The organism is Amycolatopsis sp. NPDC043889 (genome assembly GCF_056435645.1).
Genome location: NZ_JBWKEC010000048.1, coordinates 31,720 through 43,120, shown reverse-complemented (window position 1 = coordinate 43,120; position 11,401 = coordinate 31,720). Strand labels below are relative to the sequence as shown.

General features: G+C 67.9%; 9 protein-coding genes. 4 read left to right on the top strand and 5 right to left on the bottom strand.

Annotated features, from left to right (window positions below; translation table 11 throughout):
* Positions 1-529 precede the first annotated feature (529 nt).
* From AC0685_RS41330 to AC0685_RS41310, 5 genes are all read right to left on the bottom strand, one after another.
* Positions 530-1,219 carry a hypothetical protein gene (locus tag AC0685_RS41330; protein ID WP_478230491.1) on the bottom strand — a complete coding sequence of 230 codons (690 nt, stop codon included), beginning with the start codon at positions 1,217-1,219 and terminating at the stop codon, positions 530-532.
* Positions 1,220-2,809: 1,590 nt separating this feature from the next.
* Positions 2,810-3,481: a TetR/AcrR family transcriptional regulator gene (locus AC0685_RS41325; RefSeq protein WP_478230490.1), complete on the bottom strand. Its 672-nt coding sequence runs from the start codon at positions 3,479-3,481 to the stop codon at positions 2,810-2,812.
* A 74-nt stretch (positions 3,482-3,555) separates the two neighbouring features.
* On the bottom strand, positions 3,556-5,001 hold the full coding sequence (locus AC0685_RS41320) for an aldehyde dehydrogenase (protein ID WP_478230489.1): 1,446 nt from the start codon (positions 4,999-5,001) through the stop codon (positions 3,556-3,558).
* A complete protein-coding gene (locus AC0685_RS41315; protein ID WP_478230488.1) occupies positions 4,998-6,125 on the bottom strand; it encodes an NAD(P)-dependent alcohol dehydrogenase in 1,128 nt (375 codons plus the stop codon). The genes AC0685_RS41320 and AC0685_RS41315 overlap by 4 nt, the downstream gene beginning before the upstream one ends.
* Positions 6,126-6,169: 44 nt before the next feature.
* Positions 6,170-7,123 (bottom strand): esterase/lipase family protein, encoded by a 954-nt coding sequence (locus AC0685_RS41310; protein WP_478230487.1) that lies wholly within the window; start codon positions 7,121-7,123, stop codon positions 6,170-6,172.
* 161 nt (positions 7,124-7,284) lie between these two features.
* Between AC0685_RS41310 and AC0685_RS41305 the strand changes: the two genes are divergently transcribed.
* From AC0685_RS41305 to AC0685_RS41290, 4 genes are all read left to right on the top strand, one after another.
* The gene (locus AC0685_RS41305) at positions 7,285-8,943 is read left to right on the top strand and encodes an AMP-binding protein (RefSeq protein WP_478230486.1); all 1,659 of its coding nucleotides are present in this window, start codon (positions 7,285-7,287) and stop codon (positions 8,941-8,943) included.
* Positions 8,944-9,030: 87 nt separating this feature from the next.
* Positions 9,031-9,834, top strand: coding sequence for a crotonase/enoyl-CoA hydratase family protein (locus tag AC0685_RS41300; protein WP_478230485.1), 804 nt, complete (start codon positions 9,031-9,033; stop codon positions 9,832-9,834).
* Positions 9,835-9,839: 5 nt separating this feature from the next.
* Entirely contained in the window at positions 9,840-11,000 is a 1,161-nt protein-coding gene (locus AC0685_RS41295; RefSeq protein WP_478230492.1) for a thiolase family protein, read from the top strand.
* A complete protein-coding gene (locus AC0685_RS41290; RefSeq protein WP_478230484.1) occupies positions 10,997-11,398 on the top strand; it encodes a Zn-ribbon domain-containing OB-fold protein in 402 nt (133 codons plus the stop codon). The genes AC0685_RS41295 and AC0685_RS41290 overlap by 4 nt, the downstream gene beginning before the upstream one ends.
* Positions 11,399-11,401: the final 3 nt, after the last annotated feature.

Here is an 11,401-nt window from a genome sequence, read left to right as displayed (position 1 = left end):
CACAACCCTGCCCACAGCAAGACTTTCAACCGAAAACCCGACCACAGCAGCAATCCCGACGAACTCACAGAACCCCATGCAAGATCGAGGCTAGATCAAGGCTTCGGATCATCCCCGCACCTGCAGGGAGCACAACGGAACGGTCGGCCTACGTCCGCTTCGACAGCGGACCATCCCTGCACCTGCGGGGAGCACGTCCGGATCGGCCTTGATCGCGTCGCGTAGCACCGGGTCATCCCCGCACCTGCGGGGAGCACACTTGCTGACCTGTGATGATAGCGCGCCCGCAGACCAATCTGCTTCGGTTTGCCTGCGGAGATCCCGCCACAGTCCAACCCTCCTGGTGTTAGCCGAGGCAGGCGGCTTTCGAGTGCACCTAGAACTGCTACAGCGTCGCGGTAGCGGCCTGACCAGCATCGACCCTTCAGTTTCGGTTACACATGCCACCGGAACCTTCTCCTGGCGAAAGAGCGCAACTGGAGCCCCGATCTACTCGGGGTGATCGCCCTGCACGGGCAAGACTTGAGGGCTAGGAAGCAGATTCCGCTGCGACTTGCGACGGCTCGCGCCATTCCGCGCGAACGACACGGGTCAGAATTCGGGAGCGCTCAGCTCCAACGCCCAGGGCTTTGCGAAGCGCCTCGGCCGAGATCGGCCGCTGGCGCAGCTCCCGATGCCGAGCATCCATCTCCCTTGCGCGCTCAATCAGGTCGTCGTCAAGTCCGGCCAGGTTCCAGCCTGATACCTCCGGTGAGACCTCCCGCACCGTGGTCATCGGCGCGCCAGCAGCAGGAGGCTGTGTGCGCTCCCGAAGGTCAGCGAGTGCCTGAAGCAAACCCGGCCCGACCTCGGACCAACCGATCAACAATAGCGGTCCCACCGCGTCGAACAAGGCCTTGCCGACCTCTCCAGCGATCAGAGGCTCGGCCACGTTCAACGCCAAGGTCGCCGCGCTCGTGAGAACAAGAAGCCGCCGCGCGGAACGCAGAACGTCAGGAGTCGCTCCCTGGGCCGCTAGGCGGCGGATCGCCAAGAGCAACGCCACAACCGTCAGGTCCACCGCAGGCGCAACCAAGGGCGCTACCCACACCGGCACGCCGAGCCGGAGAGCGAGCGCGAACACATTGCCGAACCCAAAAAGAAATGTCAGTCCGACCACGATCCCGACCATCACACTCACAGCCGACGCAACCGAATCACGCTGGTCCCCCGCCTTCACCACGCCCTCCGTCCCGCTGCGCGGCGAGCCACAGCATCTGCACCCAGCGATAGAACCCGAGACGAGCCCGCGAGGTTGGACTCAGGCCGACACCATGCGACACGACCTGACACCGCCGAGACGCCGCGGCTGTCTCGAAAAGTCTTGTCCGACCTCACTTGGCACCGTCCACCACGCCAACGTGCTGGCCCGGAACCAGCGAGGAGGTAGCGGCGACGTCATCAACCGAGAAACTGCGCTCAATCACCAACATTCCGGTCGAAGAGCGCTGGTCAGACGCGGGACCGTCTGCATGTAGCCCTGCCGGGGGCTCGAACCTGCGCCGCACGGAAGTCGTCATCGAGCATCAACACCCTGACCGCGACGACGCCGGCCGATCCCGGCGGTCGCGGAAGGTCGCAGTTCACAGCGGATGTGGTTTCGAGTGGATGCTGCACGCGCCTCGCCAGGGATTCGAACGCACATCATGGCGCCACAACCAACAGTGTTCGCTGGTGGAGGACGTGTGCGCAGTGGGCGGCTCGGTCCTCGGACACCGCTTTAGTGAGATCTCACCAGTTGCGAGAACCTTCACTCAACACTACCGAGTGAAGGTCTCTTCCTTTTCAAGGCTCGGAAACGGCGGCGCAGGTGCACGGCCGCGGACGCCGGGCGAAACGCGCGATGGCGGCGTGTGAGTTCGCATCCCCGGCGCGGTTCCAATAGGTAACTCACGGATCAAAATGCCCTGTGAACTGTGGATCTCCGCGCCGACCGTGATCGAACGGCGCCGGCGCACGGCGCGGTGACCGCCTTGAGCAACCCGAACCGCGCTCGTGGCCCTCGACGCTGCCTACCACCACGGCCGAGACTTCGCCCCTCCAATCCGACCACACCACCGCCGCCGCCTAGCCCTCAACGCGGCGTTCTTGACGGAACCCTTCAAGGCGGGGATTTCGTACCGGTGGTCAAAGAGATCGCATCTTGGCACGCAGTCAGCGCTGGGACAGCGCATCGTTCGCTAAGTCGACTGAGAACGTGGGCTTGCTCACCGGAGGAGGCAGAGGACGCCACCCCACGATCATTCGCCTGCTTGACGAGATTGCCGAACCTTCTGTCGAGCCATCGTCAACTGCGGCCCTCAGCACGACCCTGGCCCAATTCAGGCAGCACCACGTCGTCACGACCTTCACCGGAAGTGCACGCTTCGTCGCTAGGCTGACACCCGATCCGAAGCGCTGGATCACTACCTTTTGTCATCTCGACCCGGCGGGAACGACTTTTTGTTTGCCGGCTGAGTCCGTTATCAGAACCGGTGGAATAGCTCGTCCAACACGCCTGGGACCAGGCGGCGGTCCGGTCGGCGCAGCTGTCTCGTTGCACCCTTCTCATACGGACTCGAGCCGTCTCCTTGACTCAGGTCACCACGGCGTTGACCGCGGGTGCGCGCCCACTCCGGCGTGCTTCGCCACTGGACCGAGTCCTGTGCTGTTCGGATGGCTACCACGTGTACACGATCCGACCGGACACGCGATGGCGCAGGGCGAGACCGTACCGATCATCGGGAAGCGACTGCCGACCCCCCGACACACAAGGAGTCGTGTCGGAGAGCTATTCTGGACTCTCCCCCACCGCTGTGAGGCATTCCCGCACCACGGTCACCACGGTCCCCTTCGGATCCGCCACTTGCTGTAACCCGTACCGGTCCAGCAGCAGGCCACCGAGGAAGACGTCGACCATCGACGCCCCTACCTCTTCGGGGGTCTGGGTCCCCTTGGGGTCGAACCAGACCCACATCCATTGCACAGAGCCGAAAAGCTGCAAGGTGGCGACCCGGGCGTCGATTTTCCGGAAGAGTCCGGCGTCGACGCCGTGCTGTAGTTCGGTTTCGGTCAGGCGCTGCATCTCGCCGCGTAGTTTGCGGACTTCCTGCATCGCTGGATCATCCGACAGCTGCACGACCTCCCGCTGGGTCGCGACGGTGGCGTGGCGGTCGACGACGTGCAGGAGAACCGAGGCGTAGATGATCGCGGCCACGCGCTCTTGCGGTTTTTCCAGGCGCTCCCACATTCCGTGGACCGCGTGGAGTTGGCGGCGCATGTAGTTCTCTTCCACTTCGCGCAGCATCTGGGCCTTGGTGCCGAAGTGGTGGACGATGGTTCCTTTGGACATGCCGAGTTCGTCGGCGATGTCGCCCAGGTTGGTCTGGTCGTAGCCGCGTTCGGCGACGTGCCGAGCGAACGTCTCCAGGATCTCTGCTCGCCTGCCGACTGGTCGGGGCACCGCGTTCTCCCTGTGTCTCGCGTGGTCACCGTACGGACGGTCGATCCGGTCCAGTCTAGAAGACCGGCCGGTCTTCAGGGCAGGTAGATGGATTGGTAGCGCTGGTACGCGGTCAGGCCTTCCGGTCCGAGTTCGCGGCCGAGGCCGCTGGCTTTGACGCCGCCGAACGGTGCGCCGGGGTCCATGGTGAAGCCGTTGACGCCGATGGTGCCGGTGGCGACCTTGCGGGCGAGGGCGTGTCCGCGGTCGACGTCGGTCGTCCAGACGGTGCCGCCGAGGCCGTAGTCGGAGTCGTTGGCGATGTGGATGGCGTCTTCGTCGTCGGTGAAGGGGATGATCGCCAGCACCGGGCCGAAGATCTCTTCCCTGGCGATGGTGTGGTCGTTGGTGACGTCGGCGAAGATCGTCGGCTCGAGGTACCAGCCGCGGTCGAAGCCCGCGGGGCGGCGGCCTCCGGTGGTGATCCGGCCGCCTTCGGACGTGCCTGTGGCGATGTAGGCCTCGACGCTGTCGCGTTGCTTCCGGCTGGCCAGCGGGCCGATCACGGTGGCCTTGTCCAGCGGGTCGCCGATGGGCAGGGAGGAGGCCAGCGCGGTGAAGGCGTCAACCACTTCGTCGTAGCGGCTGCGCGGGGCGAGGATGCGGGTGCTGATGAAGCAGCTCTGCCCCTGGTTGAGCAGGCAGGAGCTGAACATGCCCTTCATGCTCACCGTGAGGTCGGCGTCGTCGAGGATGATGCCGGCGGATTTGCCGCCCAGTTCGAGGGTCACCGGCCGCAGCAGCTTGCCACAGGTTTCCGCGATCGACCTGCCCGCTTCGGTGGAGCCGGTGAAGGCGATCTTGTCCACGCCGGGGTGGCGTACCAGGTGGGCGCCCGCTCCGCGGCCTGAGCCGGGCACGATGTTGAGCACGCCGGGCGGGAGGCCTGCGGCGATCGCGGCGTCGGCGATCAGCAGGGCGTCGAGCACCGTCTCCGAGGAGGGTTTGAGCACCACGGTGCACCCCGCGGCGAGCGCGGGGGCGAGTTTGAAGAAGGTCAGGGACTGGGGGAAGTTCCAGGGCACGATCGCCCCGACCACTCCGATCGGTTCCCTGCGGACGGCGGTCGTGCCGCTGACCAGTGATGGCCGGAGCTCTTCCGGTGGCTGCTCGCGGATCAGGCCCGCGTAGTACCGCAGCAGATTGGCCGGGACGAGCCCTTCGGTCTGCCGTCCGATGCGGATGGGCATGCCGTTCTGGCTGCTCACGTGCCGCACGATCTCGCCGCTGCGGGCCGACAGTTCGGCGGCGAACCGGTCAAGGACGTCGGCTCGTGCCGATGCTTCCCAGGAAGACCAGCCGTGAGGGTCGTCGAAGGCGCGGCGGGCCGCGGCGACGGCGGCGTCGATGTCGGCTTCCACTCCGGCGGCGACGTGACCGAGCAGTTCCTCGGTGCTCGCGGAATGGACCGCGATCCGTTCGGAGGTGGACGGCCGCGTCCAGCCGCCGTCGATGAAGAGGGCCTCGGCTTGGACTGTCATGACAGCTCCTTGGTCGGGGTGGGCAGCAGGACGGGTTTCACGACGGAGCCGGCGTGCATCGCGGCCTCCGCGTCGTTGATCTCGTCCAGGGGGAAGGTGGTGATGAGCTTGTCGAACGGGAACCGGCCCTGTCGCCACAGCGCGATGAGTCGCGGGATCAGCAGCTTGGGTACGGCGTCGCCTTCGAGGATTCCCTTGACGGTGCGGCCGAGCGCGAACTGGTCGGGCCTGATCGCGAGCGCCCCGCGCTGCACTCCGAGCAGCCCGCACACTCCGCGCAGGCGGAGCACGTCGATCGCGGTGGTGATCACCTCGGGGACACCGGTGGTGTCCAGGGTGTACTCGAGACCGCCGCCGGTGAGCTTCCGCAGGTGCTGGGTCAGGTCCGGGGTCGTGGCGTCGACGACGTGGGTGGCGCCCAGTTCTTCGGCGAGCCGCAACCGTTCCGGGTTGAGATCGACCGCGACGATGGTCGTCGCCCCGGCGACGCGAGCGGCCATGATCGCGGAGAGCCCGACGGTTCCGGCGCCGAACACGGCCAGGCCGGTTCCGGGGCTGAGGTCGAGGGAGTTGAAGACCGACCCGGCGCCGGTCAGGACACCGCAGGCCAACGGGCCGAGCAGGTCCAGCGGCAGCGCCGGGTCGACCTTGATGGTGTTGCGTGCCGCGACGACGGCGTGTGTGGCGAAGGAGGACTGGCCGAACCACCGGCCCTTGATGGAGTTGCCCTCCGCGTCGCGGGCACCCGTCGAGCGGTCGGCACGCTTGCCTGACATGTTTCGGGGCCAGAACGACTCGCAGTACGCCGGCTGGGCGGCCAGGCAGTTCGCACAGTCGCCGCAGGAGTCGAAGGAGAGCACGACGTGGTCGCCGACCCGCGGGTCGGCGACGCCGTCACCGACGGCCTCCACCACCCCGGCGGCCTCGTGGCCGGCGATCACCGGCGGCTTCACGACCGGCGTGCGGGGCAGCAGGTCGGTATGGCAGAGCCCGACTCCGGCGATCCGCACGACGACCTCGCCGCGTCCGGGGGCGTCCAGGACGACGTTCTCGAGAGAAAACGGCCCGTCCGGTGCGCGGAGCACGGCGGCGGTCGCTCGCACAGTGCCGGTGGTGATGGTCATGGATACTGTTTACAGACCGTACGTGCGGTCAGTCAAGTTTTCCGCTACGGTCGGGCATAGCCGGGCAGTTCGGGTTCGGCGGGCAGCTTCGGCTGGGTCAGGCCCAGGATCCCGCCGAGAGCGCTGCCGACCGTGGGGATCGCGTTGGCGAAACCGAGCAGGTCCACGTTGGACAGGAACGGTTTCCAGCATTGGGCCCTGATACGGCTCGCGACAGCGGGACCGTCGTGGGTGAGGGCATCGACGGCGACCTGCCAGGCGACGTTGTCGGCCAGCATCGTGACGTGATCGGCGAGGCGGCCGGGGCAGAAGTCCTGAACGGTGAAGTTCGCCGCGCCGTCGAGCCGGCCCGCTTGCGGCGCCGGGGTGACGATCTCGTCGAATACGGTCTGGACCGTGGTGTACGACGGCCCGACAGGAAGAGGATCACGGGTCATCCTGGTCAGCAGGTTCGAACCGATCCGGGCCTGCCAGGAGATCGCCGTGCAGGGGCCGGCGCAGACGAGGTTGCCGATGGCGGTGCCGTGGAAGTCACCGGACAGTGCGACCACGTCGTCGACCTTGTCCGGCAGGTCGGGCCAGAACCGCAGGGACCACAGGATGTGCGTGCCCCCCTGGCTGTGACCGAGGACGGAAACCTTACGGCCGCTCAGGCCGTGGACGCGGCGGATGGCATGGACGAGGTACTCGTTGGCGATGGGAACGCTGATCAGCGCCCGTTCCGGCAACGCCACCGTGCAGACCGGCACACCGAGCGCGGGCAGGGCGCGTTCGTAGTTCCAGCTCCAGTATTCCTGCGGTGTCGCGCCGGTGCCGTGCACCAGCAGCACCGGGTTGACCCTGGCGTCCTTGATGTCGGCGGTGCACGTGACGGCCGCGTCCATCGCGGCCTCCGGCGCCGACAGCGGCGGGCCGGGGTCTTCGGCCGCCATTGCGGGCACGCCCGCGAAAGCCATGAGCAGGACGGCGAATATCGCCGGAATGGTACGAGCAACCATGGTGTCTCACCCATCTCGCGCTTCGTTGCGCGGTGAGGTCGGAGCACGTCGCAGCCCTCTGAACACCTCGGACGATGTATTGACTGTACGTGCGGTCGGGCTCATAGTTGCTCAAAGTCAACGTCGACACAAGGCGGCCGTCGCGCCGATCTAGGAGAGCCATGACCGAGCCCCTGACCTTCCCCGAGGCGCTCCAGCGCACCGTCTCGGTCAAGCCGGACGCCATCTCGCTGCACACTGTGGACGACAGCCCGGACCTCACCTGGCGCGCCTACGGCGAGGCGGTACGCCGCATCGCGGGCGGGCTCGCCGCGTTGGGTGTCCACCGTGGACAGACCGTCGCGACGATGTTGACCAATCGCCCCGAATTCCATCTGAGTGAGACCGCCGCCTCTCATCTCGGCGCGACGACGTTCTCGATCTACAACACCAGCTCTCCGGAGCAGATCGGTTACCTGCTCGGCCACGCCGGCACGAGGGTGGTCATCTGCGAGCGGCAGTTCGCCGACCGGATCCGTGCGGCAGGCGGCCCGGTCGAACATCTCCTGATCGTCGAGGACGGTGACCTCGACCGCCTGGAGCCCTCCCCCGGCTTCGACTTCGAGGCTTCCTGGCGTTCGGTCCAGCCGGACGACGTGCTGTGCCTGATCTACACCTCGGGGACGACCGGGCCTCCGAAGGGTGTCGAGCACACCCACCGCGGCGTGCTCGCGCTGGCGAAGAGTTTCAGCTCGCCTTTCCCGCTGGGCGACGACGACATGGGGATCTCGTATCTGCCCGCCGCCCACGTCGCGGACCGGTTTCTCAACCATTACTTCGCCATGCGCTACGGGGTCGCTGTCACCCCTGTCGCCGATCTGCGGCAACTGCCTGCCGCGTTGGCCGCCGCGCGGCCGACGACGTTCGCGGGGGTGCCGCGGATCTGGGAGAAGATCAAGCTGGGGCTGGAGATGCGGCTGCAAGCCGATCCCGGACTCGCCGCGGGTTTCCAGGCCGGTGAACCACGGGTCCTGGCCGCCGTGCGCGCCCAACTCGGCCTGGACAAGCTTCGCTGGGCCCTGTCCGGCGCCGCCGCGATCCCACCCGACGTCTACGCCTTCCTCGAACGTCTCGGACTTCCCGTCAGCGAGGCATGGGGCATGTCGGAGTGCGGCCTCGGCATCGGCGCGCCGCCCGCCCAGGCTCGAGCGGGAACGGTCGGCACACCCCTGCCCGGCCTCGAGACCCGCCTGACCGAGGACGGCGAACTACTGGCGCGTGGCCCCTTTCTGATGAAGGGCTACCGCGACGACCCGGCCAGGACCGCCGAGGCGATCGACCCGGAAGGCTGGTTGCACACCGGCGACATCGTGTCCGTCGCCGACGACGGCCACATCACGATCATCGATCGCAAGAAGGAACTGATCATCAACGCGGGCGGCAAGAACATGTCCCCCACCAACATCGAGAACGCCATCGGCTCCGGCTCCCCGCTGATCGGCCCGATGATGGTGATCGGCGACAACAAGCCCTACAACGTCGCACTGATCACCCTGGACCCCGACGTCGCCGCCGCCTTCGGCGAGAAACTCGGCCTCGAGCCCGACCCCGCCGTCCTGGTCAAGGACGAGCGCATCCGGCACGCCGTCCAGGACGCGGTCGACACCGGGAACGCGAAGCTCTCGCGAGCGGAGCAGATCAAGCAATTCGCCCTCCTCCCGGCGTTCTGGGAACCCGGTGGCGACGAGATCACCCCGACGATGAAGGTCCGGCGCAAACCCATCACGCAGAAGTACGCGTCCGAGATCGCCGAGCTGTACGCCCGGCGCGCGGACGGCTGAGTCACCGCGAAACGACGGCGGCACACTCTTGCCTTTTTAACTGACCGTCCGTACGGTCATCTAGAGAACCGAGGCTGCGGAGGAGACATGGCAGACCCCTTGCCCACCGGCGAACCCCCGGCGACCCTGCGCCGGATAGGGCACGTCGCGCTCATCACCTTGAACCGGCCCCACGTGATGAACGCCGTCAACGCCGCGATGTCGGTCGCGGTCGAGGCCGCGGTCGACGAGTTCGCCGCCGATCCCGAGCTGCGTGTCGGCGTGCTGACCGGCGCGGGCCGCGCCTTCAGCGCCGGAGCGGACCTCAAGGAGGTCGCGGCCGGGCGTCCGCTCGTCACCCGGGAGCAGCGCGAACGCGGCTTCGGCGGGTTCCTCAAGCGCCGGCTGGACAAGCCGGTGATCGCCGCGGTCAACGGTTACGCGTTCGGCGGCGGCACGGAGCTCATGCTCGCCTGCGACCTGGCGGTGATGAGCGAAACCGCCGAGCTCGGGCTGCCCGAGGTCACCCGCGGCATCATCGCCGCGGGCGGTGGCCTGTTGCGCCTGGCCCGGCGCGTCCCGCTGGCGATCGCCCTGGAGGCCACCCTCACCGGCGCGCCGATCACGGCCGAGTCCGCGTTGCACTGGGGGCTGGTCAACCGGGTCGTTCCTCAGGAGAAGGTGCTCGACGAGGCGCTGGCGCTGGCGAACGTGATCGCGGCGAACGCTCCACTGGCGGTGCAGGCCAGCAAACGTGTCATCCACCAGATGCTCGCGCTCGGTTCGGACTGGGAACCCGCAGCTTGGGAGCTGTCCGACGCCGAGGCGGTCATGATCATGAAGACCGCCGACGCCAGGGAAGGGCCACGCGCGTTCGCGGAGAAACGCAAGCCCAGCTGGGAAAGCCGGTGACGCGCATGGGTGGGGCGGCGATCGCCGGACTCGGGCTCACCGACGTCGGCAAGATCTATGACCGCAGCGCGACGGATCTGGCCGCCGAGGCCGTACGCCTGGCCGCCGCCGACGCCGGGCTGGCGATGTCCGAAGTGGACGGACTGCTCGTCACGCCCGGGGTGCGAGGAGCGCCGCGGTTGTCGCTGCAGAAAGTCCTCGGGTTGACCGACCTGCGTCTGCTCGCCGAGATCAGCGCGCTGGGGGCCGGCCCGGCGGTGATGATCGCCCACGCCGCGGCGGCGATCGAGCGTGGCGAGGCGACCGCGGTCGCCTGCGTGTTCGCCGATACGCCGCTCAAACCGCAGGGTTCCGGACGGGACGGGTTCGGCGGGTCCGGCCGTTCCCTGCCGAAGGGTTTCGCCGGGTATCACGCCGGGATCGGGGCGGTGACCCCCAACCTGTTCTACGCCTTGGCCGCGCGCAGGCACTTCGAGACCTATGGCACAACCAGCGAACAGCTCGGCGCGATCGCCGTGGCCCAGCGCGCGTGGGCGGCGGACAACCCCGACGCACAGCACCGCGCGCCGCTGACGCTGGCCGAACACCAGGAGTCGCCGGTCATCGCGGATCCGCTGCGGCTGCTGGACTGCTGCCTGGTGTCCAACGGCGCCGCCGCGGTCATCGTCACCAGCGCCGGCCGCGCCCGCGACCTCGTCCAGCCCCCGGTCGGCGTCCTCGGCTGGGGTCAGGCACATCCAGGACGGGTGATGCACCGCGACTCACGCTTCGGCCTGCGTACGGGCGCCGCCGAGTCCGGGCCGCGGGCGCTGCGCATGGCCGGGGTCACCGTCGACGACGTCGACCTCCTGCAGCTGTACGACTGCTACACCTACACCGTCCTGGTCACGCTCGAGGACTACGGCTTCTGCCCGAAAGGCGAGGGCGGGAAGTTCGTCGCCGACGGACGGCTCGCCCCCGGCGGTTCCCTGCCGTGCAACACCGGCGGCGGCCAGCTGTCGGCCTACTACCTGACCGGGTTCACCCCCATCGTCGAAGCCGTGATCCAGGGCCGCGGACAGGCCGGCGCACGCCAAGCCGCCCGGCGGGACGTGATCATGGTCAGCGGCAACGGCGGCATCCTCGAACACCACGCGACCCTGATCCTGAGCGGAGCGGGCCGATGACCGAACACGCCTGGCCTCCCATCACCCGCGACGCGAAGAGCGGCCCGTTCTTCGACGCCGCGGCACGGGACGAACTGCTGATCAAACACTGCGACCGCTGCACGCGGGCATCGGCACCGGACGCCGCCGTGTGCCCGGGCTGTGGCGGGACCGAACTGAGCTGGGTTCGCGCGGCGGGAACGGCGACGTTGGTGTCCTGGACCGTCGTGCACCGCGCGTCCAACCGGGCCTACACCGACCTCGTCCCCTACACCGTCGGGATCGTCGAACTCACCGAAGGCCCCTGGCTCCACGCACGGGTGGACACCGCCACACCGTCGGCAGGGATGCCCCTGCACGCCGAGTTCGTGCACGCCGACGGCAGTGAAAGCCATCCGATCTTCACCGCGGGAGCGTGATTC